The sequence below is a fragment of the Ensifer sp. 38_S197 genome (assembly GCF_056924495.1).
In genome coordinates, this window is the sequence record NZ_JBXOVZ010000001.1 from 244,636 (window position 1) to 269,144 (window position 24,509).

General features: G+C 60.3%; 27 protein-coding genes. 12 read left to right on the top strand and 15 right to left on the bottom strand.

Annotation, left to right across the window (positions count from 1 at the left end):
• Positions 1-104: 104 nt before the first annotated feature.
• The 4 genes from AC1Z3V_RS00930 (at position 105) to AC1Z3V_RS00945 (ending at position 4,135) form a co-directional block, all read left to right on the top strand.
• On the top strand, positions 105-1,034 hold the full coding sequence (locus AC1Z3V_RS00930; RefSeq protein ID WP_483496694.1) for a sugar ABC transporter substrate-binding protein: 930 nt from the start codon (positions 105-107) through the stop codon (positions 1,032-1,034).
• Positions 1,035-1,197: 163 nt separating this feature from the next.
• Positions 1,198-2,739, top strand: coding sequence for a sugar ABC transporter ATP-binding protein (locus tag AC1Z3V_RS00935; RefSeq protein ID WP_483496696.1), 1,542 nt, complete (start codon positions 1,198-1,200; stop codon positions 2,737-2,739).
• A gap of 35 nt (positions 2,740-2,774) precedes the next feature.
• On the top strand, positions 2,775-3,800 hold the full coding sequence (locus tag AC1Z3V_RS00940) for an ABC transporter permease (protein WP_483496697.1): 1,026 nt from the start codon (positions 2,775-2,777) through the stop codon (positions 3,798-3,800).
• A gap of 212 nt (positions 3,801-4,012) precedes the next feature.
• Positions 4,013-4,135 carry a hypothetical protein gene (locus tag AC1Z3V_RS00945; protein WP_268802306.1) on the top strand — a complete coding sequence of 41 codons (123 nt, stop codon included), beginning with the start codon at positions 4,013-4,015 and terminating at the stop codon, positions 4,133-4,135.
• 113 nt (positions 4,136-4,248) lie between these two features.
• Here the strand turns inward: AC1Z3V_RS00945 and AC1Z3V_RS00950 are convergent, their stop codons facing one another.
• Positions 4,249-5,628, bottom strand: a complete 1,380-nt coding sequence (locus AC1Z3V_RS00950; protein WP_483496698.1) for a sensor histidine kinase — start codon at positions 5,626-5,628, stop codon at positions 4,249-4,251.
• On the bottom strand, positions 5,625-6,302 hold the full coding sequence (locus tag AC1Z3V_RS00955) for a response regulator transcription factor (RefSeq protein ID WP_173519900.1): 678 nt from the start codon (positions 6,300-6,302) through the stop codon (positions 5,625-5,627). The genes AC1Z3V_RS00950 and AC1Z3V_RS00955 overlap by 4 nt, the downstream gene beginning before the upstream one ends.
• A gap of 77 nt (positions 6,303-6,379) precedes the next feature.
• Here AC1Z3V_RS00955 and AC1Z3V_RS00960 point away from each other — a divergent pair, with 77 nt between their 5' ends.
• Positions 6,380-7,447 carry an ABC transporter substrate-binding protein gene (locus tag AC1Z3V_RS00960; protein ID WP_483496700.1) on the top strand — a complete coding sequence of 356 codons (1,068 nt, stop codon included), beginning with the start codon at positions 6,380-6,382 and terminating at the stop codon, positions 7,445-7,447.
• A gap of 42 nt (positions 7,448-7,489) precedes the next feature.
• On the opposite strand, the gene AC1Z3V_RS00965 is transcribed toward AC1Z3V_RS00960, so the two are convergent.
• Positions 7,490-7,936: a DUF1801 domain-containing protein gene (locus tag AC1Z3V_RS00965; RefSeq protein WP_429809906.1), complete on the bottom strand. Its 447-nt coding sequence runs from the start codon at positions 7,934-7,936 to the stop codon at positions 7,490-7,492.
• Between the two features lie 70 nt (positions 7,937-8,006).
• Entirely contained in the window at positions 8,007-8,540 is a 534-nt protein-coding gene (locus tag AC1Z3V_RS00970; protein ID WP_429809908.1) for a DUF1801 domain-containing protein, read from the bottom strand.
• Between the two features lie 450 nt (positions 8,541-8,990).
• On the opposite strand from AC1Z3V_RS00970, the gene AC1Z3V_RS00975 reads away from it, so the two are divergent.
• The 4 genes from AC1Z3V_RS00975 (at position 8,991) to AC1Z3V_RS00990 (ending at position 12,333) form a co-directional block, all read left to right on the top strand.
• Positions 8,991-9,935: a Bug family tripartite tricarboxylate transporter substrate binding protein gene (locus tag AC1Z3V_RS00975; RefSeq protein WP_483496702.1), complete on the top strand. Its 945-nt coding sequence runs from the start codon at positions 8,991-8,993 to the stop codon at positions 9,933-9,935.
• The gene (locus AC1Z3V_RS00980) at positions 9,932-10,423 is read left to right on the top strand and encodes a tripartite tricarboxylate transporter TctB family protein (RefSeq protein ID WP_483496703.1); all 492 of its coding nucleotides are present in this window, start codon (positions 9,932-9,934) and stop codon (positions 10,421-10,423) included. Before AC1Z3V_RS00975 ends, AC1Z3V_RS00980 begins: the two co-directional genes overlap by 4 nt.
• A 14-nt stretch (positions 10,424-10,437) precedes the next feature.
• Positions 10,438-11,955 (top strand): tripartite tricarboxylate transporter permease, encoded by a 1,518-nt coding sequence (locus tag AC1Z3V_RS00985; RefSeq protein WP_483496704.1) that lies wholly within the window; start codon positions 10,438-10,440, stop codon positions 11,953-11,955.
• A 210-nt stretch (positions 11,956-12,165) separates the two neighbouring features.
• Positions 12,166-12,333: a hypothetical protein gene (locus AC1Z3V_RS00990; protein ID WP_089045897.1), complete on the top strand. Its 168-nt coding sequence runs from the start codon at positions 12,166-12,168 to the stop codon at positions 12,331-12,333.
• Between the two features lie 318 nt (positions 12,334-12,651).
• Here AC1Z3V_RS00990 and AC1Z3V_RS00995 read toward each other — a convergent pair whose 3' ends face one another.
• Entirely contained in the window at positions 12,652-12,927 is a 276-nt protein-coding gene (locus AC1Z3V_RS00995; RefSeq protein WP_483496706.1) for a hypothetical protein, read from the bottom strand.
• Between the two features lie 286 nt (positions 12,928-13,213).
• Between AC1Z3V_RS00995 and AC1Z3V_RS01000 the strand changes: the two genes are divergently transcribed.
• From AC1Z3V_RS01000 to AC1Z3V_RS01010, 3 genes are all read left to right on the top strand, one after another.
• The gene (locus AC1Z3V_RS01000; RefSeq protein WP_483496707.1) at positions 13,214-13,891 is read left to right on the top strand and encodes a winged helix-turn-helix domain-containing protein; all 678 of its coding nucleotides are present in this window, start codon (positions 13,214-13,216) and stop codon (positions 13,889-13,891) included.
• Positions 13,884-15,275 carry a sensor histidine kinase gene (locus AC1Z3V_RS01005; RefSeq protein WP_483499498.1) on the top strand — a complete coding sequence of 464 codons (1,392 nt, stop codon included), beginning with the start codon at positions 13,884-13,886 and terminating at the stop codon, positions 15,273-15,275. The genes AC1Z3V_RS01000 and AC1Z3V_RS01005 overlap by 8 nt, the downstream gene beginning before the upstream one ends.
• Positions 15,276-15,444: 169 nt before the next feature.
• On the top strand, positions 15,445-15,705 hold the full coding sequence (locus AC1Z3V_RS01010; RefSeq protein WP_429809919.1) for a DUF1344 domain-containing protein: 261 nt from the start codon (positions 15,445-15,447) through the stop codon (positions 15,703-15,705).
• Positions 15,706-15,910: 205 nt separating this feature from the next.
• Here the strand turns inward: AC1Z3V_RS01010 and virB11 are convergent, their stop codons facing one another.
• From virB11 to AC1Z3V_RS01060, 10 genes are read right to left on the bottom strand one after another with little or no spacing between them, the layout of a single operon-like run.
• A complete protein-coding gene (virB11, locus tag AC1Z3V_RS01015; RefSeq protein ID WP_483496708.1) occupies positions 15,911-16,906 on the bottom strand; it encodes a P-type DNA transfer ATPase VirB11 in 996 nt (331 codons plus the stop codon).
• A gap of 10 nt (positions 16,907-16,916) precedes the next feature.
• Positions 16,917-18,089, bottom strand: a complete 1,173-nt coding sequence (gene virB10, locus AC1Z3V_RS01020; protein WP_483496709.1) for a type IV secretion system protein VirB10 — start codon at positions 18,087-18,089, stop codon at positions 16,917-16,919.
• Between the two features lie 9 nt (positions 18,090-18,098).
• The gene (gene virB9, locus AC1Z3V_RS01025) at positions 18,099-18,953 is read right to left on the bottom strand and encodes a P-type conjugative transfer protein VirB9 (protein WP_483496710.1); all 855 of its coding nucleotides are present in this window, start codon (positions 18,951-18,953) and stop codon (positions 18,099-18,101) included.
• Positions 18,953-19,624: a VirB8 family type IV secretion system protein gene (locus AC1Z3V_RS01030; RefSeq protein WP_483496711.1), complete on the bottom strand. Its 672-nt coding sequence runs from the start codon at positions 19,622-19,624 to the stop codon at positions 18,953-18,955. The genes virB9 and AC1Z3V_RS01030 overlap by 1 nt, the downstream gene beginning before the upstream one ends.
• Before the next feature lie 4 nt (positions 19,625-19,628).
• Positions 19,629-19,904 carry a hypothetical protein gene (locus tag AC1Z3V_RS01035; protein WP_483496712.1) on the bottom strand — a complete coding sequence of 92 codons (276 nt, stop codon included), beginning with the start codon at positions 19,902-19,904 and terminating at the stop codon, positions 19,629-19,631.
• Between the two features lie 36 nt (positions 19,905-19,940).
• Entirely contained in the window at positions 19,941-20,876 is a 936-nt protein-coding gene (locus AC1Z3V_RS01040) for a TrbL/VirB6 family protein (RefSeq protein WP_483496713.1), read from the bottom strand.
• A 3-nt stretch (positions 20,877-20,879) separates the two neighbouring features.
• Positions 20,880-21,110 carry an EexN family lipoprotein gene (locus AC1Z3V_RS01045; RefSeq protein ID WP_483496714.1) on the bottom strand — a complete coding sequence of 77 codons (231 nt, stop codon included), beginning with the start codon at positions 21,108-21,110 and terminating at the stop codon, positions 20,880-20,882.
• Positions 21,107-21,805 carry a P-type DNA transfer protein VirB5 gene (virB5, locus tag AC1Z3V_RS01050; protein ID WP_483499499.1) on the bottom strand — a complete coding sequence of 233 codons (699 nt, stop codon included), beginning with the start codon at positions 21,803-21,805 and terminating at the stop codon, positions 21,107-21,109. Before virB5 ends, AC1Z3V_RS01045 begins: the two co-directional genes overlap by 4 nt.
• Positions 21,805-24,171, bottom strand: a complete 2,367-nt coding sequence (locus tag AC1Z3V_RS01055; RefSeq protein WP_483496715.1) for a VirB4 family type IV secretion/conjugal transfer ATPase — start codon at positions 24,169-24,171, stop codon at positions 21,805-21,807. The genes virB5 and AC1Z3V_RS01055 overlap by 1 nt, the downstream gene beginning before the upstream one ends.
• Positions 24,164-24,505 (bottom strand): VirB3 family type IV secretion system protein, encoded by a 342-nt coding sequence (locus AC1Z3V_RS01060; protein ID WP_483496716.1) that lies wholly within the window; start codon positions 24,503-24,505, stop codon positions 24,164-24,166. The genes AC1Z3V_RS01055 and AC1Z3V_RS01060 overlap by 8 nt, the downstream gene beginning before the upstream one ends.
• Positions 24,506-24,509 lie beyond the last annotated feature (4 nt).

Genomic DNA, 24,509 nt, shown 5'->3' on the forward strand with positions numbered 1-24,509 from the left:
GTAACGGGAGTGGCGCTTTCGAGGTGAATGAACGCAATCCGGCAAGGGATTGCGCTCCCGGCAGGAGAAGGTGTCGCCGGGCACCATTGTGGAGGAGAAAGACAATGAAGAAATTCGTGCTGGGCACAGCGCTGGCAGTAATGATGTCGACGGCTGCGCATGCCGAGACCATCGGCGTATCGATGGCCCTTTTCGACGACAACTTCCTGACGGTCTTGCGCAACGGTATGTCCGACTACGCAAAGACCCTCGACGGCGTCGAGCTGCAGATCGAGGACGCGCAGAACGACGTCTCGAAGCAGCAGAGCCAGATTCAGAACTTCATCGCTGCCGGTGTAAGCGCCATCATCGTCAACCCGGTTGACACCGACGCCACGGCAGCCATGTCGAAGATTGCCGCAGACGCCGGCATTCCGCTCGTCTATGTCAACCGCGAGCCGGTCAACGTCGACACCCTGCCGGAGAAGCAGGCTTTCGTCGCTTCAAACGAACAGGAATCCGGCACGCTGCAGACCCAGGAAATCTGCAAGATGCTCAACGGTAAGGGCAAGGCCGTCGTCATGATGGGTGAGCTCTCCAACCAGGCCGCTCGCATGCGCACGAAGGATATCCACGACGTTCTCGCAACCGACCAGTGCAAGGGTATCGAGATCGTCGAGGAGCAGACCGCCAACTGGTCGCGCACCCAGGGCTCCGACCTCCTGACGAACTGGCTCTCGGCCGGCGTTGAATTCGATGCCGTCATTTCGAACAACGACGAAATGGCGATCGGCGCGATCCAGGCGCTGAAGGCCGCCGGCCGCTCGATGGACTCGGTCGTCATCGGCGGTATCGACGCGACGCAGGACGCACTCGCGGCAATGGCTGCGGGCGACCTCGACGTGACTGTGTTCCAGAACGCTGCTGGCCAGGGCAAGGGTTCGGTCGATGCTGCACTCAAGCTCGCCAAGGGCGAAGCGGTCGAAAAGAAGGTCTATATCCCCTTCGAGCTGGTGACCAAGGAAAACCTCGACACGTATCAGGCCAAGAACTGATCGGCTTCATCGAGAGCGCGGAAGCGTCCGCGCTCTCGTTCAAATGCAAGTCCCGCTGCGGATGTCTGCGTCCCGTTGGATGTGACCTGCAACAATTGGGCTGGTGACCCGCCAGCGACGAGGACTTTCGGCAACGGCCGGAAATGACGGGGGAGGCAAGGAAATGACGCTCAGTCCGACAACGATGGCAGCCGTGCGCGCCAGCGGCGCCGTGCCCAAGGCCGAATATCTTCTTTCAGCGGAAGGCATCCGCAAGGAATTCCCGGGCGTCGTCGCCCTCGACGACGTCGAGTTCAAGCTCAAGCGCGGCACGGTCCATGCGCTGATGGGCGAAAACGGCGCCGGCAAATCCACGCTGATGAAAATCCTCGCCGGCATCTATACGCCCGATAAAGGCGAAGTTCGCCTGAAAGGCGTCGACATCCGGCTGAAGTCGCCGCTCGATGCGCTCGAAAACGGCATTGCCATGATCCATCAGGAACTGAACCTGATGCCGTTCATGACGGTGGCCGAAAACATCTGGATCCGCCGCGAACCGAAGAACCGCTTGGGCTTCGTCGACCACGGCGAGATGAACCGCATCACGGCCCGACTTTTCGATCGCCTGAAGATCAAGATCGATCCGGAGATCGAAGTTCGCCATCTCTCCGTTGCCAACCGGCAGATGGTCGAAATCGCCAAGGCGGTTTCGTATGAATCCGACGTACTGATCATGGACGAGCCGACCTCAGCGCTGACCGAGCGCGAGGTCGCCCACCTGTTCGAGATTATCCGCGACCTGCGCGAACAGGGTATCGGTATTGTCTACATCACCCACAAGATGAACGAGCTCTTCGAGATCGCCGACGAGTTCTCGGTGTTCCGCGACGGCAAGTTCATCGGCACCCATGCCTCGAGCGACGTCACCCGCGACGACATCATCCGCATGATGGTTGGCCGCGAGATCACCCAGATGTTCCCGAAGGAGGAAGTGCCGATCGGCGACGTCGTACTGTCAGTGAAGAATTTGACGCTCGACGGTGTCTTCCGCGATGTCTCCTTCGATGTCCGCGCCGGGGAAATCCTCGGGATCGCAGGCCTTGTCGGCTCCGGCCGCTCCAACGTCGCGGAGACACTCTTTGGCGTGACGCCGGCGAGCTCCGGTACGATTGCGATCGACGGCAAGGCGCTTTCGATCGACAGCCCGAACACGGCGATCAAGAACCGCATGGCGTTCCTGACCGAGGATCGCAAGGACACAGGCTGTCTTCTGATCCTAGACATCCTCGAGAACATGCAGATCGCCGTGCTCCAGGATCGTTTCGTCAAGGGCGGTTTCGTCACCGAAAAGCAGATCACCGCGGCTTGCGAAGAGATGAGCCGCAAGCTGCGTGTCAAGACGCCGAACCTGCAGGAGCGCATCGAGAATCTCTCCGGCGGCAACCAGCAGAAGGTGCTGATCGGCCGCTGGCTGCTCACCAATCCCCGCATCCTGATCCTCGACGAGCCGACACGCGGCATCGACGTCGGCGCCAAGGCGGAAATCCACCGCCTCGTGACGGAGCTGGCGCGAAACGGCGTCGCCGTCATCATGATTTCTTCGGAAATGCCAGAGGTGCTCGGCATGAGCGACCGTATCATGGTCATGCACGAGGGCCGCGTCACCGGCTTCCTCGACAGGGCGGAAGCAACCCAGATCAAGGTCATGGAGCTCGCCGCGAGCTGAGCGGGAAGCGACCCGACGAAAGGGAGGAATTAAAAATGGATACCAATGTCGCCGCACAGGGCGCGAGCACAACGCTCGTAGGCGCAAAGCGCCGCCTGCCGCCCGAATTCAACATCTTCCTGGTGCTGATCGGCATCGCCCTCGTCTATGAAGTTCTTGGCTGGATCTTCGTTGGCCAGAGCTTCCTCATGAACCCGCAGCGCCTGACGATCATGATCCTGCAGGTCTCGGTGATCGGCATCATCGCCGTCGGCGTGACCCAGGTCATCATCACCGGCGGCATCGATCTCTCCTCCGGCTCCGTCGTCGGGATGACAGCGATGATTTCGGCAAGCGTCGCCCAGGCATCGACCTGGCCACGGGCCCTCTATCCGTCGCTCACCGACATGCCTGCGATCGTTCCGATCGGCCTTGGGATCGGCATCGGGTTGCTCGCCGGCGTCATCAACGGCCAGCTCATCGCCCGCACGAAGATCCCGCCCTTTATCGCGACACTCGGCATGATGGTGTCCGCACGCGGCATCTCCAAGTGGTACACCAAGGGACAACCGGTCTCGGGCCTCACCGAGCAGTTCAACTTCATCGGCACTGGCATCTGGCCCGTCATCGTCTTCCTGGTCGTCGCGATCATCTTCCACATCGCACTGCGCTACACCCGTTACGGCAAATTCACCTACGCAATCGGCGCCAACGTTCAGGCGGCGCGCGTCTCGGGCATCAATGTCGAAGCGCACCTGATCAAGGTCTATGCTATTGCCGGCATGCTGGCGGGGCTCGCCGGTGTCGTTACCGCTGCCCGCGCTCAAACGGCCCAGGCCGGCATGGGTGTCATGTACGAACTGGACGCGATCGCCGCGACCGTCATCGGTGGAACGTCGCTGACCGGCGGCGTGGGCCGGATCACTGGCACGGTTATCGGTACAATTATCCTCGGCGTGATGACCTCTGGTTTCACCTTCCTGCGCGTCGACGCCTACTATCAGGAAATCGTCAAGGGCCTGATCATCGTCGCCGCCGTCGTCATCGACGTCTATCGACAGAAAAACCGCAAGAAGGCCTGAACCTCCAAAGAAAAACGCTCCTCCCAGTGAAGCCAACTGGCCGGGATGATGAAAATCATCCCGGCATTTTGTTTTTCACTTCAGGTATTTCGCCCCTCTTTTACCACGTTCCACATATGCTTGGCGCGCAGGTCTGCCCCGGCGCGGGCGCTCTGGCACGATCCTTCGCGATGCACTACATGCATGCCGTCCAAGACTATCGGAGACTTATCATGTTGTCGCAGCGCAAGCTTGCGAGCCAGTTTCAGCCGCGTTTCGTTCTTCAGCTCTGGAATGCGATGCTGCGGGTACAGACCCGCGAGACAGCTTCCCTCTTCGGCCAGCGCGGCCGCTAAGCAAGTTAATCCAAAGTGCCCCAGCCATTTGCGCGTGCCGCCTTGACCGCGTGCAGATGGTCTTGGCTCATCCCGCCCGCGATTGCGGCGCCGGAGGGAGCCGGCCTGTAAAATTACCCCGCCGGAAAGCGGATGGTCACCTTGAGGCCTCGACCATCGGCCCCTTCGCTGAGACGGGTCGTCGCCCCGTAAAGATCTGCGATCTCCTCGACGATCGGCAGACCAAGTCCCGAACCCGGCGCTTCGCTGCCTCCGCGCTCGAAGCGACGCAACACTTTCTCACGCAACTCCGCCCGAATGCCCGGGCCATTGTCCTCGACCTCCAGCGACACGGATCCGCTGTCTGCAATAACGCGTGTCGTCACTTCGGCACCTGAGCCGGCATAGAGCAAGGCGTTGCCGATCAGGTTCTTGAGCATCTCGGCCACCAGCAGCGGCTCGGCGCGAATGAAGGCTTCGCCATCGCCATCGAAGCCGAGATCGATATCGGCCTCTCCCGCCGCCGGCACGTGTTCGGCTGTGATCTCGCGCGCGAGTTCGACAAGATCGACACGCTCCAACATCCGCGCCTCGTTCTTGCCCGCCGCGTCGATTTTCGCCATCAGCAGCAATTGCCCCAGGATGCGTTCGGCGTTGGCGACGGCTTCGTCGGCTTTCTTCACAGCATTCTTCGTCTCCTCGAAGGACCCGGCACGCTGAGCCAAGGCGAGCTGAGTCCGAATGATCGCAAGCGGCGTTCGCAATTGATGGCTGGCGTTACCGGTGAAATTGCGCAGCGCATCGAGCGCCGATTGCAGACGCCCCATGAACGAGTTGACCGTGTCGACAAGCCCCTGGACTTCGTTGGGTACGCGTTCACCAATCGGGTGCAGATCATCAGGATTACGCTCGGCGATCGCGTCTCCGAGCCGATAAAGCGGGCGCAGCGAAAATGTGACTGCGATCCAGACGATCACCGCGGCCCCGGCGATCATCATGCCGAGACGAAGAGCCGATCGGACCAGGATGGTCTGCGCCAGTTGCCGACGCGCGATCGTAGTTTCGGCAACGGTAACGACGAAGGGCACCGAATTGACGCCGGTCGAGGCGGAACGGCGAAGAGCAGCGATGCGGATCGGTTCACCACGAAACGTCGCATCCGCGAAGGTCGTGGATGTCCCAGGCTCTTCAGCAAGCGACGGCAGCGTCTGGTAGCCGGTGATGAACTGGCCGGGCGGGCCGTCGACCCTGTAGAAAACACGATCCTGCGCGGCAGAGGTCAGCATCTCCAGGGCAACATAGGGGATATCGACCTCGAGCGAGCCGTCCTCTGCCACGACCACGCGCTCCGCGATTGCCAATGCGGAGCCAGCGAGCACGCGGTCGGAGACAACGTTGGCGGTCGTGACCGCCTCACGATAGGTATCCATGAGCGCAATCACGCCGATGACGACCGTCGAAATCAGCAGCCAGCCAAGTAGGCGCCGGCGGAGGCTATAGACTGTCGTTCTCATTCCGGCCCGGCCATCTTGTCGAGGTAGTAGCCGATGCCGCGGGCTGTGCGCACGGTGAGACCATGCGGGGCCAACCGCTTGCGCAGCCGACTGACATACTGCTCGATCGCATTGGGGCTAAGATCGTCGTCGAAGCCGGTCAGCGACTGCATGATCGCGTCCTTTGCGACCACCTTGCCGGCCCGCATGAACAGGAGTTCGAGAAGTCCTAATTCGCGCGCAGGGATCTCGATCGGCGCGCCGCCTGAGGAGAAGCTGCGGGTATTGAGATCAAGCGAAACATTGCCATAGCTCACAGTGGATGCCCTGAGGCCTGCCTGCCGGCGCAGCAACACGCGCACGCGCGCCTCGAGTTCCCCGACGTCGAACGGCTTGATCATGTAGTCATCGGCGCCGAGATCAAGACCCTTGATCCGTTCCTCAGGTGCTCCCCGCGCAGTAAGGATCAGCACCGCCGCACGGTTCTGCCGGGCGCGCATTGCCCTCAGTACGTCGAGCCCATCCATTTCTGGCAGGTTGAGGTCGAGAATGACGAGATCGAAGGTTTCAGCCGCCGCAACCGCATGCGCCGAAGCGCCATCACTGACGACGTCGACAGCGTAGCCGCTGCCACGCAAAATGGCAGACAGGCCCTCGGCCAGGTCCTGGTTGTCCTCAACAAGCAAGATGCGCAAATATCGTCACTCCCTGCACCACCTTATCCGGCGACGCCTTGCTTGTGAACGGTGACGCGCTGAGGCATTGTGGATTTATGCGGTTCTTGATTTCTCTTCTTTTTTTTGCCCTCTGCCCCCAGCTGCTGCTTGCGGCACCGATCATATTTCCAGCTCTTTCCGGCAACGCCGATGCGCGCACGCTGGTGGTCTATTCCTCGCTCGATGAACCTCTCGCCAGGCCGATGATCATCGGCTTCCAAAGGGCCAATCCGGATGTGGCCGTACGCTACGAAGACATGCTGACCGGCGAGATCTACGACCGCATCGTCAAGGAGACGGACGCCGGAATGAAGACGGCGGACTTCGCCTTTTCTTCCGCCATGGACCTCCAAGTCAAGCTCAGCAACGACGGCTACGCCCAGCGCAGCGACCTGCCGATGAGCGACCGCTGGCCCGCCTGGGCAAACTGGCGCAACACGGCCTATGCGCTCACCTTCGAGCCCGCCGTCTTCGTCTATCACAAGCCAAGTTTCACGACGGAAAAGCCACCGTCGACACGGGCCGAATTCGTCAGTTATCTGAAGCGCCAGGGTGCCAACGTTTTTGGGCGTATCGGAACCTACGACATCGAGCGCTCGGGCGTCGGCTTCCTCTTCATGTCGCGTGACCAGGAGCAGTTCGGCGATATCTGGGATGTGATCCAGGCCATGGGTGCCGCCGGCGTCAAGCTCTACTCCACCAGTGAGGCCATCCTCGAGCGTGTCGCCGACGGGCGCTTTGTGCTCGGCTACAATATCCTTGGCTCCTACGCGGCGGACTGGGCAGCGCGGCATCCGGATGTCGGGATCGTTTTGCCTAAGGACTACACGGTGGTGATGTCGCGAATTGGCCTCGTTCCACAGGCCTCGGCCTCTCCAGATCTTGGACGACGCTATCTCGAGTTTTTCATGTCCAAGGAAGGACAGACGATCATGGCGCGGGAACTGCAGATTGCCGCCGTCAGCCCCGAGGTCGCCGGCGAGAACACCGCGAATACCATGCAAGAGATGCTCGGCGCTCAATTGCGCCCCGTTCCCGTCAGCCCCGGGCTGATGGTCTATCTTGATCAGGTGAAACGCTCGCGGCTGATCGCCAAATGGAACGAGGTCCTGCGGCTCCATTGAAAACTGGGCGAGCGCTAGGTCGGCCGCGCCTTAATCGGGTTTTCAGGCCTTCTTCCGGGACCGGCCGCTACGCTCGGCCTGCACCGACAGGTTCAGGTCCACGGCCTGTTGAATGAGAGCTTTCAAAGCGTCTTCGTCGATCTGTTGGCCCTCATGGATATCGATCGCCCGCCGGACATTGCCGTCAAGGCTCGAATTGAAGAGCCCCGCGGGATCTTCGAGCGACGCGCCCTTGGCGAAGGTCATCTTGACCACGGACTTGTAGGTCTCGCCGGTACAGATGATCCCTGCATGTTCCCAAACCGGAACACCTCTCCATTTCCATTCCTCGGCGACCTCAGGATCGGCTTCCTTGATCAGCCTCCTGACGCGCGCAAGCACTTCGCCCCGCCAGTCGTCGAGTTCGGCTATCCTGGCATCGATCCGTTCGGCGGCAGACGCTTCTCCGTCCGCGGCCTCGGTCTTTACTGTCTTCGACGTTTTCTTCATCGCATCATCTCCTCTCCGGTGCCACACGTTGAACGCAAGGTTCGTTCGCGCGACACCAATGGCTTTCCGCTCACATGCGTTCGCCGGGCAATCGGCTCGCTTGTTTTACCCAATCGCTGAATTGAGCTTCGTCAATCTCGTCCGTTTCGTGAATATGAAAATAGCGCGCATTCGCTGTCTTGGATTCGACTGGCGGCGGCGGGCTCAGTGCCGCGCCATTAAAGAACGCGACCTTGATATATTTGGCAAAGCAGTGGACGCCGAGGAACCAACCGTTGCCCTCCATCCCATAAAGCGGCGAATTCCACTTCACGGCCTTTTGCGCTTCCGGGACGGCACGCATGATGAGTTGGTCGAGACGGCGCCCGACCGCACTTTTCCAGCCCGGCATCGCGGCAATATAGGCTTGGACTGGTGCATCACCGTAGCCCTTGGCGATCTGAGGATTGCCGCCTGAAAGCAATTTCGGCTGGTCTGCGGCCGCCTGTCCCCTCTCCTCTTTTTCGCCTTCGTTTTTGGCTGACACACTCGCTCGTGTAGTGTTTTCTTTTGCGGGTCGCTTCGATGTAGCCTTGGCGATTTTGGTGTTGGCTGTCTTGGTCATGGCTCCATCCTTTCGAACAGGTCTTCGGGGTGGCAGGCGCGACACTACCACAGCTTGTCGTCCTCGCGATATCGCGACTCATCATCCGTGGAGCCGGCGCCTCGGCTCCGAGGTTTCGATTCGCCTCTTTCCCCGGTGGATCCACCTCTGCGAACAGAGCCACCCAGGCCGACAATGATGCCATTTCCCTCGCCGGCGGGGCCAAGCGCCTAAGATTTCGTAAACGTCACGCCTCGAAAAGCGTATTCGGGGCTTGATGTCAGCTAAATGTCAGCTTTCTATGGTGGCTTAGGGTCACTGGCACCCGTGGAGGCGGGTTTGCCGGTTGCGCACTGGGAGGAAGCCACCAATCCGGTCAAGCGACAAGGGTCGAAAGAACCCGTCGCCGTCTCCCCGCTCGCACACAGCAACAACGTGCGCGGTGAAAACGCGCCTCACGGAGGACTGACCTTGAAACACTTTTTCCTCGCAACGATTCTCGCCGGCGCCATGTCGCTGCCGGCATTCGCCGCCGACTACACGATCATCGCACCGGCAAACCCGGGCGGCGGCTGGGACCAGACGGCACGCTCGCTTCAGACCGTCATGCAGCAGGAAGGCATCTCCAGCAACGTTCAGGTTCAGAACGTGCCGGGCGCCGGCGGCACTATCGGTCTCGCCCAGTTCGCAAGCCAGCAGAAGGGCAATCCGAACGCTCTGATCGTCGGCGGCTACGTCATGGTTGGCGCCATCCTGACCAACAAGTCCCCGGTTACCCTCAAGGACGTCACGCCGATCGCGCGCTTGACCGGCGAATACGAAGCGGTCGTCGTTCCGGCTGCTTCCGACATCAAGACGATGGCCGACCTCGTCGCAGCCTTGAAGAAGGACCCGGGTGCGGTGTCCTGGGCCGGCGGCTCGGCCGGCGGTACCGACCACATTGCCGTTGGCCTGATCGCTAAGGCAGCCGGCGTCGATCCGACCAAGATCAACTACATCGCCTACTCTGGCGGCGGTGAGGCCCTCGCAGCCATCCTCGGCAGCCAGGTAACGGCCGGTGTTTCCGGCTATGGCGAGTTTGAATCGCAGGTCAAGGCCGGCACGCTTCGCCTGCTCGCCGTAACGAGCGCCGAGCGCCTGTCGGGCGTTGACGCACCCACGCTGAAAGAATCCGGCCTCGACGTCGTCGTCGAGAACTGGCGCATGGTCGCCGCCGCTCCTGGCCTGTCTGACGAGCAGAAGGCTGCCGTAACGGCCGATATCGAGAAGCTTGCAAAGTCTGCCAGCTGGCAGGAAGTCCTGAAGTCCAAGGGTTGGCAGGACAGCTACCTCGCCGGTGACGCCTTCAACGCCCAGCTCGACAAGGATGTTGCTGCCACCGAAGGTGTTCTCAAGGACATTGGACTGGTGAAATGACCAAGGGGCATCACCCTTCTACCCCAACGCGTCGCCCGGATCGGGCGGCGCTCTTCATCGCGGTGGTCCTCGCCGCTATCGCTGGACTCATTTTCTGGGATGTGTCGCGCCTCGCAGGCGCTGCCGGTTATTCCCAGGTTGGACCGACAACGGTCCCCTATGCGATCGCCTGCTGTCTTCTCGCTCTCGCGATCTGGACGGGCTTCGAAGCGTTTCGCGGCGACTTCCCGGAGCGTGAACACCAGGAGGTTGCTCCCGTCATCTGGATCGTTGGCGGCCTTGCTGCCCAGATGCTCTTGCTGAATGTCGCGGGCTTCTCGATCGCTACCGGCATTCTGTTCGCGCTGACCGCACGTGGCTTTGGCAAGCGGAAGCTCTGGTTCTCAATTCCCGTCGGTATTGCGATCTGTTTTGTCGTGTGGGTGATTTTCGCCAAGCTCCTGCAACTGTCGCTGCCCGCGGGGCCGCTTGAACGCCTGTTCTTCTAAGAGGGCCGACGACCATGGCTACTTTTGACTTCCTGCTGCAGGGATTGCTGGTTGCTGCGCAGCCGATGAACCTGCTCTACGCGCTGATCGGCGTGACGCTCGGTACCGCCGTCGGCGTTCTGCCAGGCATCGGCCCGGCGCTGACGGTGGCTCTCCTGCTGCCTGTTACCTATCGCCTCGATCCCGGCGGTTCACTGATCATGTTCGCCGGCATCTATTATGGCGGCATGTATGGCGGTTCGACCACATCGATCCTCTTGAACACGCCCGGCGAAAGCGCCTCGATCGTCACTGCGCTCGAGGGCAACAAGATGGCTCGAGCTGGACGCGGCGGCCCGGCGCTGGCGACAGCCGCGATCGGGTCCTTTGTCGCCGGCCTCATTGCCACGCTCGGCCTTGCTTTCATCGCGCCCTATGTCGTCAAGCTGGCCCTGGTCTTTGGTCCACGCGAGTATTTCGCGCTGATGGTGCTCGCCTTCGTCACCGTCTCATCGGCCTTCGGCGATTCTACGCTTCGCGGTCTGACCTCGCTATTTGTTGGCCTGGCACTTTCTGTCGTCGGCATCGATCAGCTGACGGGCCAGACGCGCCTCTCCTTCGGTGTTCCCGAACTGCTTGACGGCATCGAAGTTACGACGCTCGCCGTTGCCATGTTCGCCATCGGCGAAACGCTCTTTATCGCTGCGCAAGGCGACAAGGGTCCCGATAAGGTCGAGGCCGTGCGTGGCTCGGTCTGGATGAATGCCACCGACTGGGCACGCTCCTGGAAGCCCTGGCTGCGTGGCACCTTTATCGGCTTCCCGATCGGCGCGATGCCGGCTGGCGGCGCCGAGATCGGCACCTTCCTCTCCTACGCTGCAGAAAAGCGCCTGACGAAGCATCCGGAAGAGTTCGGCAACGGCGCAATCGAGGGCGTTGCAGGTCCGGAAGCCGCCAATAACGCGTCCGCCGCTGGAACGCTCGTACCGCTGCTGACGCTCGGCCTGCCGACGACTGCAACGGCGGCCATCATGCTCGCCGGTTTCCAGCAGTACGGCCTGCAGCCTGGTCCGCTACTGTTTGCGACCAATCCGCAGCTCGTCTGGGGCCTGATCGCCAGCTTGCTCATCGCCAACTTCATGCTGCTGGTCCTGAACCTGCCGCTGATCGGTCTCTGGGTAAAGCTGCTGACGATCCCGAAGCCGTGGCTCTATGCCGGTATCCTGTTGTTTGCGACGCTCGGCACCATCGGCGCCAACCCGTCGGTCTATGAACTCGGCATGCTGCTCGCCTTCGGCCTGCTCGGCTACGCCATGCGCGTCTTCGGCTATCCGATCGCCCCTGTCGTCGTCGGCCTGATCCTTGGCCCGCTGGCCGAGCAGCAGCTCCGCCGCGCGCTTGCGATCAGCCAGGGGGACTTCAGCGTGCTGTTCACGTCACCGATCGCCGCTGTGCTCCTCGTCATCGCCGCTGCCGCGCTGATCGTACCGCTGATCCTCAGGGCCCGTGGTCGTGGCGAGGTGCTCTCGCAACTGGCAGCCAACGAGGACTGAGCCATCTCAAAGCAATTCCGGGTAGAGTCTCCTCTCGGAATTGCTCCGAAATAGCGCCTCCTCCCAAGGCCTATCCGCAGGCCCGTTTGGTTTGACTACCGACCGGGCCTGCTTCCTTTGCATGGCTGGCGTGTCCGATTGTGCATTGCAAAAAGACCGGCCAGACCCCATCTTTTGCTCATCAGAGAGAAAACGAAAGCGAGCAAGAAGATGGCTACCACAACTTACCACAAGGGTTTCATCGGCCGTGCGTTCGCAGTTCTCGGCGCTGCCAGCGCTGCCGCCGCCGCTGTCGAAGGTCACCGCCGCCCGAAGGCAAGCGACCTGCGCACCCTCGGCATCGACCCGGCAAACTTCCCGGACACGCGCCGCGGCTAACCAATTCCGGCGCCTCAAGGGGCGTCTTATCCTCCCAAGGATCAAGCGGCTCGGGATCGGAAGATCGCCGGGCCGTTGCTATGTTAGACAAGCGCATCCCTATCTTCTACGAACGCCTTCAACGCGCAGGCGGCGGACCACGACGCGTACAGCTCCGTCGCCTTATTTCTTCGCGCGATGGATCAATACCGGTTTCATCGAAGCGACTTATTCCTTGATCCCGATCGCCGATTACGGTCTGAGATCTGCGTCGCCATCGCCAGGATAAAAGCGGCTTGCGCTCGAAAGATTGCCAAGGTTTGCCTTTGACGGGGTACTTTAGCGAGATTTGCCGAAACGGAAGAAATCCCGTAGTCGCCGGCGCAGGATGTCGGACCAAGGCACCTCGGCATTGATCGCCTGATAGCCCGCTTGCGTCAGCGAGAATTCGACACGGCCGTCGTCCACTTCTCTTCGCGTAATGTACTGCATGTTCAGGGCGCGAAAGACCGCAGGATGCAGTTTGGGTGGCCAGTAGAGTTCGTCTGCCGGCACCCGATAGGCACCAGCGTTGTAGAGCTCCTCAAGCACATTCCTTAAATCACTGGCCAGCATTGAATGTTTATCGTTCGCGGCGCACGGTTTGGCAATGCGCGGCACGACGACTTACCGGGACAGGTCGTGGTTTCCCGGATCGTTCCTAAACATTTGTCCGGCCGCCGTCGCTGGCGGAATTTTAGTCGACACTTGAACTTTGAACTTCGCATTGGCCCAGGTGAAGATATCTCACCATCGGTTTCCGACTGCATTGGGCGTGTCCCCGAACGGTCTCGTCTGCTATCTTAGTATGCCAAACCTTGCGGCACAGCCGACTAGCCGGCTGCAGCAAGAGTGCGAAAAAATGAGAGTCTTGATCATCGAGGACGATGCGGAGACGGCGTCCTATATAAACAACGGCCTCTCTGAGGAAGGTCATCAAGTCGACGTTGCTGCCGATGGTCGCGACGGCCTGCTGCAGGCAACGACGGGCGACTATGATGTTCTGATCGTCGATCGCATGCTGCCGGTACTCGATGGTCTGTCGCTTGTGAAGGCGCTCCGAAGTGTCGGCAATGCGACCCCCGTTCTCTATCTGACGTCCTTAGGGGGCGTCGACGATCGGGTAAAGGGGCTTGAGGCAGGGGGCGACGACTATGTTTCAAAACCATTCTACTTTGCGGAACTGCTGGCGCGTGTGAACGCATTAGGCCGCCGCCCGCCGCTAAAGAACGAGGAGACCACGCTTAGCATTCGTGACCTCGAAATGAATCTCTCCCGCCGGATCGTGCAACGCGCGGGCGTAATCATAGACCTCCAGCCGCGCGAGTTCCGGCTCCTAGAGGTGTTGCTGCGCAACAAGGGCAGAGTGGTAACCCGAACAATGCTGCTGGAGCGTGTGTGGGACTTCCATTTTGAGCCGAAGACCAGCGTTGTAGAGACTCATATTTCACGGCTGCGGACCAAGATCGACAAGCCGTTCGACACCGAGTTGATACATACCGTCCGCGGTGCGGGCTACATCATTGACGACCATGTCTGACCTGTTGCGCCGCACTGCAGTGCGGGGATCGATTTTGCTCGCTATCCTCATCGGGTCCACGGTGCTTGCCGGGGTGACTGTCATCTACTGGCAACTGAGCGCCGAACTCGAGGAGCGTATCAAGCTGCATATCCTCGACAGCCGTGACGCGTTGGTGGCCATCGATAGCAGCGACGGTTTTAAAGATGTTGCGGAGGTTGTTAGGCGCGAGGCGACGTCGCGTCGCCCGATCGGCACGATCCTGCTGCTCGTCGATGACACGGGCAGCTTCGTGGCAGGCAATGTCGCAGGCATTCCAGATTTTCACGGCTGGCTCATCCTGCGGGAAAGCGACCTCGAGCGCGTAAGCGGACAACGAAGTCCGGACGACTCCTATTACGCCCTTTGGACTCCCCTGTCGCAGGGTAAGCTCCTGGTCGGCGCCAGTATTGGAGACCTCCGGGTGGTTCAATCAACACTCCTTGGTGGCCTTTTTTGGGAACTGGCGGCGTTGGTACTGCTCGCGACGGCATCCGGTGCTCTGATCGCTCGGCGCGCCCAGTCGCAAATCCGCGCCATCTCCAGAGCTCTCGCAGCTGTCGCGAAAGGTGAACTGCAGGAACGCGTCGCCCGGCGCTACTCAGGAGATGACCTGGATCGCGTCGCCGAACAGATCAACGCTACGCTCGATCATCTGCAGAGGCTGATAGAGCGTGTTGATCAGTCTTCGACCGATATCGCGCACGACCTGAAGCGGCCCGTGGGCAGACTGAGGCAGAGACTCGACGTGGCGCTTCGAACCGCGACAGACGTCTCTGACTTTCGCAAAGAAGTGAGCGCCTGTCTTTTGGAGCTAGACACCATTGTGGAGACCTTCGAGGCGCTGCTGCGCATTGCACAGATTGAGGCAGGCGCGCGACGGCAACGTTTCCAATCAGTAGAGTTGAAAGACCTACTAACCGAAATCGTAGAAATCTATCGCCCGGTCGCAGAGGATGCCGGGGATACACTCATTGTGGAGCTCTCGAGGCAGCGAGCTGTTATCAACGGCGACAGTGAACTCTTAACGCAGCTTTTCGTGAACTTACTCGAAAATGCTATACGCCATTGTCCGGCAGGAACGACAATCCGCGTTACATTGGAGGCTGGCCAAGTCGGACCGAGTGTAATCGTCTCAGACGATGGCCCTGGGGTCCCTGCACATGAGCGAGCGAAGGTATTTCATCGTCTCTACCGGCTAGAAAAATCGCGTTCAACGCCAGGCAGCGGACTTGGATTGAGTTTAGTTGCGGCAATCGCCGAGCTGCATGGAGGCAAAATCACACTCTCTGACAACCGTCCAGGCCTCGTCGTTTGCATCGACTTTCCGCGAATGGCGAGCGGCAAGGCGGCTGACCCGCGCTAAGACAGCGCGCGTACACTGCTTGCGTTCACAAGTCCGAAGGTGCCGGTCAGGCGCCAGTACCTTACCCATCCGTAAACAAACGGCAAATACCTGGCAATGTCATGTGTGCAATGATGCAGGCCATCATGAGGGCAATCGCCCCCCACCTTTGGATCGAAGGAGAAAGCCTATGACTGTCAGACGCATCCTTCCTGGACTTCTCGTTTCCACTTTGTTTGCGGCCTCGGCTCTCGCCGCGCCACTCTCCACGACCGGCGTCGTTAAGTCCATTGATCAAGCCAAGGACGACATTGTCCTGCAATCTGGTGAGACCTTCACCCTTCCGACCAAATTCAACTTCAAGAAGCTCAAGGTCGGTGAGACCGTGAAGATCACCTATGTAAAACAGGGCAATAAGATGGTCGCATCCAAGGTCGAAGCGATGAAGTGATAGCAATCTCGCCGAGATAGCGGCAATGCTGAAGCCATTGCCGCCGGCGAAGCCCTGCATCGAGCAATTGAGGATATTTCGGCAACCGAAGGTCCCTTCGCAGTCATAGCGAAGCCGCCAAATGTGAAGTCGCTAGAAGCGCACAGGCCGAGCATCGTGAAGATGACATCGACCGACTGACCGGTTCGCGCTTCCATCGCATCGGTTATCCGTTAGGCGTAATGTAGATTTCTGTTGCGCGAAACCGGCCATCCATTCGCTTGCATTGGACAATGACGTCGATCGAGACCCTCAATAGTCTATCAATGTCTTCGCGATCCAGATTGCGTCCGCCTTCGGATTCCTTCACGAGCAGCGTCAATTGTTGCAAAGCGAGTTCGGCGGAATCGGCATGCACGGTCGTGATCGATCCGGGATGACCGGAGTTGACGTTGCGGACGTAGTAAAATGCAGTGCCGTCGCGCAGCTCTTGCAACAGGATTCGATCGGGCCGCATTCTAAGGCTCGATTCCAACAGGTCTTTTGGACCGGCAGTGGAAAGTCCTTGCGCGCCTTTCGAATAGAAAAGGCGTACATGGTTGGGCTGCGGAATAACCAATTCTGGAGTGTCCTCGATCGAAATGATCCGCTCGTGAGATGGGATGTGCTTGATCAACGCTTTTGAGAGCGTCGTCTTGGCCGATCCGGTTGCGCCTGAGATGATGATGTTTTTCCGCGCAATCACGGCCTCCCGCAGAAATTCCTTGAAACGGCCGGCATGGTATAGCTCCAGCAAATCCTGGTGCAGTGCCGGGGCGTCTCCGCTAACCGCTCGCGTCCCGGAGAAAAACTCTCGCTCTTCCAGGTCATCGAGCGTGAATGTGACCAATGATGGCTTTCGGATGGTGATGCTGATTGTGTTCCGCGTGGTCGCAGGCGGGATGACGATCTGGATTCGCTCATCCCCCGGCAGTGTTGCCGACAGGATCGGCCGCGTTTCATCGATGGATTGATGGGAAAAACTGGCCACGGCCCGGGCAAGGCGCATCAGCTTTTCAAAGGATAGCTCCGGCAGATGATGGGTCCGCCATCCACCGGAGCCTTCTGTCAGCACCTGCCCGGGCCGATTGACGATCACTTCGTAGAGCGACTTGTCATCAAGGAACGGCGTGAACGGAGCGAGCAGTTCACGAACGACCGTCGCGTCAGGATCCTCGGTCACCGCCCCTACCCTACTTCGTCACGAACGTCGGCCGCGGGCTGAAATCCCCCAGCACCGCGCGGTCAAGGACCTTGTTCTTCGGCTCGGTCACCCGCAATCCGTAAACACCGGAAAAGTCGAGATCACGTGCGACGAAGATCGAGACGAGCTCGCCTTGGTGCTTGTTGAGCGTTGGCGGAATGTTGATCGATTGCTCGACGGCGATGGCTGCCGCCTGCTGGCCTGCGTTTGTGGTGTTCTCAGCGTCGACGTCGCTGTTCCCCAGGCGACTGTTGGCATAGCTCGTAGCATCGCCGACGATGGACAGGAGAAGCGCACTCCCAAACCGCTCCCACCAGTGGGTGTCGACATAGCCGTCGATGCCGGCCCGGCCGAGCGCATCCGTCGCCGGCGAGGCCAAGGTGACGATGACGCCGTTCGGGGTTTTCGCACGATTCCAGAGCACGAATAGGCGCTTCTGTCCTCGTTGAAGGGCGCCCCGATATTCGCCGACAACTTGCGTGCCTTTCTCCATCAGCACAACCCGGCCATTGTCCGAGAGAACATCCCGGTTGATCACGCAGCTGGTGAAGCCGGGCTGATCGGATGCCATGGCAGTTTCCAGCACGCACGGGATTGACGATCCCATTGCAACTATGAAGTTCCGATTGCCGAGTGTGCCGGCGCGTGAGCCTTCAAGCTTCGTCGGCCGTAGCAGCCCGTTGAACCGCTGTTCATCGGCATCGGCGGCGTTCTGGCCCATGGTGTTTCCATCGAGTGGCACGAAATTGCTGCCCCCGGACATAAGTGGATCTGCGGTCTCACGGTGCGACGTCGTGTTCTTCTGTCCGCCGCTGAAGGCCATGACCGGAGCCCGGCGCGCCGAGTCGAGCAGCGGATCGTCGTCCTCCACCTCCTCAGCCGCGAGCGGGGTCGGCAGCTTCACTTCCGGCACGGCTTGGACCGGCTCCATCTTCTCCTTCACCGGCTCGAAGTTCGCCGTTTGCCGGATGACAACCCGCTCGGGTCTGGTTGTGTCCGTCGGAGTGTTCTCGCCGCTCATCGACCACAAGGCGAAGGCGATAAAGGTAACAACGGCCAGCGCAACCGCGCTGCGCCTCAAGACGGGATGGTTGTCGATCCTCCCGCCGGGAACCGTTTCGGCGCGTTCGCCCGGTATCCGGCTTTCATCTTCCTGAACCATGACAGCCTCCTACTGCCCCGTGCCGATGTCCGTCCGAATGACCCGCTCGACCGACGGCGAGGTCGTACTGGTGTCAGGGTTGATGCCGACCCGATCGTAGGCCTCATTGAAGACGCAGAGCACGTCCCGTCCCCTCCGCAGGATGAACTTCCGGCTGATCGCGTGGACCAGGACAAGATTGCCATCTACGGATTTCGGCACCAGACTTTCACTGCCGTCTGAGTTCTCGATGTAGATGGCCGGCATTTCCTGATTGCCAACGAAGGCGAACGTCGTGACCTTGCCGTTGTCGTAGACCGATTGCGGTTCCAGAGCCTGCGCGCCTTGGGCGGAGTAACGCCAGTTCCGCGGCCCATGGGTCTCATGAATGGCCAACACGTTGTCGGCCTCCTCCGCCTGGGCGGCGATCGCTCGCGCCGCCGCGGCCTGGCGCCGCCGTTCAACTTCGTCGGCCGGATAGCGGTATTTGACGTAGAAGTAGGTGTTCTGGCCGACCTCCACCTTCCCATCCCGCACCGTCAGTTCCATTTGGTAGCTTCGTCTCGAGCCGTCGCGCCGCGTGGTGACGGCAGAGAGATTGGTGACTGGCTGATTTTCCCGCGGCTTGAGGAATAGGATGTTGCCCGCCGGCGCGACCTCCCAGGCCACACTATTGCCGAGCGCAATATGCGCTATCTCTTCGTCCGCCGCGAACTCCACCTGCACCGACGAACGCAATGAGCCGATGATGCGAGTGATGTTGTAGGGCTGGTAATCGACAAAACGAACACGGCCGTCCTGCGACGCCCCGCGGGGGATTTCGAGGGCGAACGCGGTGGAGGCGGAGGTCGTAAGAAGGAGGGTGGCGATGAGGGTAGTCCGCATCAGTTGATGACCTCCGGATCGGCTCGGTATTCGCTGACTGCAAAACCGAGAGGATTCACCAGCCGATCCGTCGAGGACATCGGCGCGTTTGCATAGGAGAAGGTGAGCGTCGCAACCCAATGGGTTGTCCGGACTTCTTCCCCGCGGGTGATGGTGCGCATGTAGCGGACGGATACGACATGCGGATTGATCAGCGAGATCGAGGCGATGCTGATGCGCGCGGTGGCGCCGCGCCCATAGGTATTCTGTGGCGACTCCGGATTGCTGCCGCGATAGAGCGCTGAAAACCGAGCCTGCTCAGGCTGCGTCGAGAGAAGCGCGACGGTGCGGAAGTTCACCTCCGCCTCGCTCCAGACATAGCCTTCGCGAGCACGCACATACTTCGCGGCAAAGTACTTGGTTACGGCCTCATCATACGTACCGGCCGTAGACGTCAATGCCGAGACGACATCGACGATTCCCGTCGAATTGTCGACCCGCACGACAAATGGCTCGACCGTTTTCAACGGCGTGAGGCCGGCGACGGCGAAGATCGAAGCGCCGGCGAGAATGGCGGCCACGATGGCGATGAACCAGGCGATGCGTGCCGAGCGTTCGACCTGGATCATCCGGTCTTGATCGAAGCGTCGCGCCTTTGCGAAATATGTCTTGAGTTCGTCCCCGGAGACCATGGCGTCAGCCCTCGGATGGACGATAGGAGGCGTCGATGTCGAGATGGGCGAAGGCGGGAGGCTCCCTGCCCTCTTTGACATAAGTGGTGGCGACGGACTGAGAGGCCGCCGGTCGCGCATCCGCCTGTTTTTGTTGGAGGTTGCTATTGTCTTCCCACTGCCACATGGCGCGATTAAGCGGGCGGCGCGAATAGCCGTCGCATTTCGGGAGCGAATACGTCAGCGATGTGCAGCCGCTTAAGGCGGCGACCATGCAGAGCAGCGGAAATGTTCTGATCATTCCTGAAGAGCCTTTTTCTTGTTCGTGCGAAAAGCGTCACGATCCCGAGCCTCTCGAGCTGAAGGTTCGACCAATGGCGCGGACACCGCGTCCGGTCGCACGGGCGGAATGGGACGCCGCCCAGGCGAGCGTGCTTTCGTGGGCGTCGCGTGCAGCGCCGTAGCCGTAGGTCAACGACGCGCCGCCGGCGGCAAGCGCTGAAGCGATGTTCGGAAGCTGATAGAAGACATAGAGAGCAGCGAGGCAGATGGCGCAGAGCGCGGTTGGACGCATCAGCACGTCGCTGTATCCTTCGATCGCCGTGAAGGTCGTATCAATGCACGTGATCAGCAGGGAGCCGACGGCGACGACGAGGACCTGGAGGATCACGAAGTTCGCAAGCTGTCCGATCCAGGCCTCGGTGAAGCGTCGCGTCGCCTGAAACATCGCGAATGCCACGAAGATCGGGCCGATTGCGAGCACGATGGCGAGCGCCAGTCGGGCATAGAGCGAGACGATATAGCCGATCGCCGCTACCGTGAAGCTCGCGCCGATCACCATTGCGCCACCGATACCCAACACAATACTCGACGACCAAGTGGCACGGGACCAGATATCGATGGCCGAATCCTGTCCCTTGTCGAGCAGACTGTCGAACGTTGTAGCGCTCGGCGCCGCGCCGGTGTTCAGTGCCTGCGATATCTCACGCGGCAACACCTCGAAGAAGATATCGGTGACATAGGTCTGGTATTCGTCGGCGTCCCTCACCAGCATGACGATGATCGCGAGCTTGATCGCCCGATAGGCGAAGTCAAGGATCGGCTCGTGGACCGAGCCGCGAAGCACAAGGTAGCCATAGAGCACCACATAGAGGGTGACCGCTGCCGTCAGAGGGCCCGAGATCCACTCGGAGACGTTGGAGGTCCCGTCGGAGATAAAGGTCTCCAGCGGTGCCTTGAACTGCTCGTCGACGAAGGCGAAGACCTGATACATGCCTCAGCCTCCAAGCGCTTTTCGCATGCGTCGAAAGCGAGCCTTGAAGTCTGCGGCCGCCGCGTTCTGGCAATTCGGGGTATTGCCTAGTTCACCGGGGTTGTTGCCACACGTCGCCATGATTTCGGCTAGCAGGGCCTCGTCGGCGATGAGTTCGTCGACAGTGTAGGTCCGTTCGGCTTGCTCGGAGCAGCTGACCAATAGGGCAGCGAGAAGAACGATATGGCCCTTCATTGCAGTGCAGCCTTCATTGCATCCATGCGTCGGCGCCAGTCCTCCACCTTGCGCTGCTCGTCGACCTGTGCCTGGGCTTGCTGCACCATCCGAAGGGCCTCCATGCGCAATATATCGGTCTGGAGAAACGCCGTCTCCGCCTGAAGTCGCGCCTGAAGGTCGGCAATGTCCTTGGCGTCACCCGCCGTCGAAATCTTCTCGCGCAGTTGGTCAATGCCATCGACGCGCTTGGCCGCGGCGTCGTAGATATGCTGCGCTAGGCTCATCTGCCCGGCATTCTTGTTCTGAATGCGCGAAAGCTCCTGCGCGTAAAAGTCATCTGCGCTGGTCCGATAGGTCGAATTACCCTCAAGGAACTTTGAGGCCCTATCCCCGAACACGCCCGTGCCGCTTCCCTTGAACAGCCCCTCGATGGCGTTGAAATCCCCGGGGAGCGCCTTGCGGACGGCAGGATCGTTCAGGACGCCGGCAACATCCGCCATGTCGGTGATCTTGTTGAGCGAGCCGTAGAGCTGCTGCGCCTGCTCGATCTGCTGGTTGAGCGCATCGAGCTGGGCTTTCAGTTGCGCGATACTCTCGAGGTGCTTGGCGATCGCGGTCCGGTCGATCACCGGGATTCCCTGCCCTGCGGCCGTGCTGGCTAAGAGAATGAGCGCGGCGGCAATTGCCGCGCTATGATTTCGATAGGAAGCCATTAGCTCAAACTCCTTCTTTGCTGAAAAATCGGAAGCCAATCCGCGAGCCGGTCGCCGACTTCTGTGCGGATGGCATCGGCGAGTTCGACATTCGCGGTGCGGCCAGAGAGGATGGCAAGTTCGTCGTCGAAACCGCCGAGGTTCAGTTCGGCGACGACGCTATTGTGCCCTTGCTTCAGTATAAATCGGCGGCTCTCGACGGAGAGCTCGCGTGCAATGAGTTCATACTCCCGCTCGGTGAGCTTGAAGCCGTCGACATAGTCGGCGTGGTTACCGCGGGCATTCGGTAGGAAGATCTGCGTCGGGCATTGCTCGATGATCGTATGAGCGATCGGCGATACGATCGCATCGCGCGGGCTCTGCGTAGCAAAGAGCATAAGGCCGTTCTGCTTGCGGATCGTCTTGAGCTTGTTCTGTGCGAGATCGCGAAACCCTTCGTCCTGGAGCGCCTTCCAGAACTCATCGATAACGATGATGATGCGCCTGCCATCGATCAGTTGCTCGACCCGGTGGAAGAGGTAGGCCATCAGGGGCGTGCGGATTTCCTCGTTGCCGAGGAAATCGGTCATGTCATAGCCGACGAATTTGCCGCCGATGCCAATGTCCTCAATGACGTTATCGAAGACCCAACCGAGCGGGCCTCCGCTCTCCCACTGCCGCAGCCGCGCGGCAATGCCTTCGGGATCGGTGTTGTTGAGGAACGTCCTGAGCGCGCCAATCGTCCGGCGCTCCACCGGCAAGTCGGCAAGGCCGTCGATGGCGGAGGCGATGTCTCGAAGTTCGGTCACAGTCAGCTCTCGTGTTGCCGAGCCGACAAGCCTGCCGACCCAGCGCGTGAGAAACACCTTGTTATCCGGCGTCAGTTCAAGTGCCTTCAAGGGAGCGCACCCAGTCGAGACCCCATTCTTGAGCGGCAGATAGGTGCCACCGGCAGCGCGCACGTAGAGATCAGCTCCCCTGTCCTTGTCGAAGAACACCACATGCGGGTCATGTTTCTCGAGCTGTGACAGCAAGAAGTTCAACAGCACGGTCTTGCCGGCACCGGACGGTCCGCAGACGAAGGTGTTACCGAGATCACCGTAATGAAAATTGAAGTAGTACGGTGACCCCGACGCCGTCTTGAAAAGGGCGACGGCAGGTCCCCATTCGTTGCCGTCCTTCCGACCGATCGGGTAGGAATGGAATGGCGAGAGCGCCGCGAAGTTGCGGGACGTGATCGCCCCGGACCGAGCGCGATAGCGGAAATTGCCCGGCAACTGGGCCCACCAGGCAGCCTCAAGGCCGAGATCCTCACGCGCAACAACCGCACCACCACCGGTCAGACCTGCGCGTGCCTTGCCGAGATTGTCGATCAGTTCCTTCACCGACCGCGCAAAGACGGCCAGCGTCAGATGGTGTTCGCCAAGTACGAACCGATTGGACTCCAGATCGTCCAGCGCTTCATCGATCTCCTCGATCTGCGAGAACGCCTTGTCGCCGCTGCTGACCATCTGGTTCTGCTTGCGGCCCATGATGACGCGGGCATCCGCCTTCGATACGAAGGAGAAGGATTGCGCCAGGATAACTTCGAAAGGACTGGTGAGCACACTGTCGAGCATCCCGGTCCGAGTTCTGGCCGGATATTCCTTGAAACTCAGCATAGCGGCATACCGACTTTCGGCCTCGTGGCGAATCTCGATCGTCTCGCGGCCGAAGATGACCCGGTCGGAGTAGATCACGGAGGCGATGCGACCCTCTGTCAGCGGAACCGGTTCCCGCCGGCCGCCGACAAGCTGATGCAGTACCTCGCTCGGCTCCGAGAAGATCAGGCCCCTGTGCTCGTAAAGCGACAGCACGCGGGGATCGAAACGTTTCAACGCCGCCGTAACGTCGACGACCTTGTCTCGAAGATGCTTGAGATCCTCCTCATCCAATTCGACGCCCGTCCGACGGGACTGCAACAGACGCGACAAGAACGTCGCTGCCTTGTCGGCCGGGTGGCGTGCCGGAGACCAATGGATCGTCAGATAAAGATCATTGCGGAACAGATCTTCGCCTACCATGCGCTTGCGGTATTTGTCGTTGAGCGCGGCCGAAAATGCGGTCGCGAAAGTACCCACAGGAAAGTCGCCGTCCCGGCGGCGGATGAGATGGGTCCACAAGGCGAGCCGCTCGTCGGCGATGTTCCGATAGAGGGTATTGAGGTCGCGATGGAGTGCGTTCAGGTCGAGGGCGTCCGCGGTCTCGAAAGAGACGCCCTCTAATGCGATCATCACCATCAGTGCCCGGGAATCGAGTGCGATTGTCGACTCGTCGACGTGGCGGACGTAGGGGATGAAGGTCTCAGGACCGAGTTCGCGAGATCTGAGTGCGGCGAGTTTAGGCAAATCCGAGATCCCTTTCGTCGTAATTGCGCGCGAGCTTTAGGGGGCTAAGCGTCGCTCCGCCCCAATAGCCGCTGTTGCGGGACCGGCCGCGTGTCTCCACCCAAGCCAGCAAGATGCGAAACATGTTGTGGTCGTGCTTGACGAGTGCTCGGAACAGCAGATGGAAGACGACGCCGACGAGCACGTAGGCGACCGAGCCTGCAACAATGTAGAGGATGGTCGTCAGCATGATATTCATGCCCATGGCTTCCATCGTCACACCGGCGATCATCGCCGGCCGGGTGCAAGCGATGAACAGCGTGTCTTCCTCAAGGATTGGCCGCGAACTCGCCATGGTG

What these genes read in the sequence shown, in the direction of transcription:
- AC1Z3V_RS00930 (WP_483496694.1), top strand. Translation starts at nt 105, where the DNA reads ATGAAGAAATTCGTGCTGGGCACAGCGCTGGCAGTAATGATGTCGACG.
- AC1Z3V_RS00935 (WP_483496696.1), top strand. Translation starts at nt 1,198, where the DNA reads ATGACGCTCAGTCCGACAACGATGGCAGCCGTGCGCGCCAGCGGCGCC.
- AC1Z3V_RS00940 (WP_483496697.1), top strand. Translation starts at nt 2,775, where the DNA reads ATGGATACCAATGTCGCCGCACAGGGCGCGAGCACAACGCTCGTAGGC.
- AC1Z3V_RS00945 (WP_268802306.1), top strand. Translation starts at nt 4,013, where the DNA reads ATGTTGTCGCAGCGCAAGCTTGCGAGCCAGTTTCAGCCGCGTTTCGTT.
- AC1Z3V_RS00950 (WP_483496698.1), bottom strand. Translation starts at nt 5,628, where the DNA reads ATGAGAACGACAGTCTATAGCCTCCGCCGGCGCCTACTTGGCTGGCTG.
- AC1Z3V_RS00960 (WP_483496700.1), top strand. Translation starts at nt 6,380, where the DNA reads ATGCGGTTCTTGATTTCTCTTCTTTTTTTTGCCCTCTGCCCCCAGCTG.
- AC1Z3V_RS00965 (WP_429809906.1), bottom strand. Translation starts at nt 7,936, where the DNA reads ATGAAGAAAACGTCGAAGACAGTAAAGACCGAGGCCGCGGACGGAGAA.
- AC1Z3V_RS00970 (WP_429809908.1), bottom strand. Translation starts at nt 8,540, where the DNA reads ATGACCAAGACAGCCAACACCAAAATCGCCAAGGCTACATCGAAGCGA.
- AC1Z3V_RS00980 (WP_483496703.1), top strand. Translation starts at nt 9,932, where the DNA reads ATGACCAAGGGGCATCACCCTTCTACCCCAACGCGTCGCCCGGATCGG.
- AC1Z3V_RS00985 (WP_483496704.1), top strand. Translation starts at nt 10,438, where the DNA reads ATGGCTACTTTTGACTTCCTGCTGCAGGGATTGCTGGTTGCTGCGCAG.
- AC1Z3V_RS00990 (WP_089045897.1), top strand. Translation starts at nt 12,166, where the DNA reads ATGGCTACCACAACTTACCACAAGGGTTTCATCGGCCGTGCGTTCGCA.
- AC1Z3V_RS00995 (WP_483496706.1), bottom strand. Translation starts at nt 12,927, where the DNA reads ATGCTGGCCAGTGATTTAAGGAATGTGCTTGAGGAGCTCTACAACGCT.
- AC1Z3V_RS01000 (WP_483496707.1), top strand. Translation starts at nt 13,214, where the DNA reads ATGAGAGTCTTGATCATCGAGGACGATGCGGAGACGGCGTCCTATATA.
- AC1Z3V_RS01005 (WP_483499498.1), top strand. Translation starts at nt 13,884, where the DNA reads ATGTCTGACCTGTTGCGCCGCACTGCAGTGCGGGGATCGATTTTGCTC.
- AC1Z3V_RS01010 (WP_429809919.1), top strand. Translation starts at nt 15,445, where the DNA reads ATGACTGTCAGACGCATCCTTCCTGGACTTCTCGTTTCCACTTTGTTT.
- virB10 (WP_483496709.1), bottom strand. Translation starts at nt 18,089, where the DNA reads ATGGTTCAGGAAGATGAAAGCCGGATACCGGGCGAACGCGCCGAAACG.
- virB9 (WP_483496710.1), bottom strand. Translation starts at nt 18,953, where the DNA reads ATGCGGACTACCCTCATCGCCACCCTCCTTCTTACGACCTCCGCCTCC.
- AC1Z3V_RS01030 (WP_483496711.1), bottom strand. Translation starts at nt 19,624, where the DNA reads ATGGTCTCCGGGGACGAACTCAAGACATATTTCGCAAAGGCGCGACGC.
- AC1Z3V_RS01035 (WP_483496712.1), bottom strand. Translation starts at nt 19,904, where the DNA reads ATGATCAGAACATTTCCGCTGCTCTGCATGGTCGCCGCCTTAAGCGGC.
- AC1Z3V_RS01040 (WP_483496713.1), bottom strand. Translation starts at nt 20,876, where the DNA reads ATGTATCAGGTCTTCGCCTTCGTCGACGAGCAGTTCAAGGCACCGCTG.
- AC1Z3V_RS01045 (WP_483496714.1), bottom strand. Translation starts at nt 21,110, where the DNA reads ATGAAGGGCCATATCGTTCTTCTCGCTGCCCTATTGGTCAGCTGCTCC.
- virB5 (WP_483499499.1), bottom strand. Translation starts at nt 21,805, where the DNA reads ATGGCTTCCTATCGAAATCATAGCGCGGCAATTGCCGCCGCGCTCATT.
- AC1Z3V_RS01060 (WP_483496716.1), bottom strand. Translation starts at nt 24,505, where the DNA reads ATGGCGAGTTCGCGGCCAATCCTTGAGGAAGACACGCTGTTCATCGCT.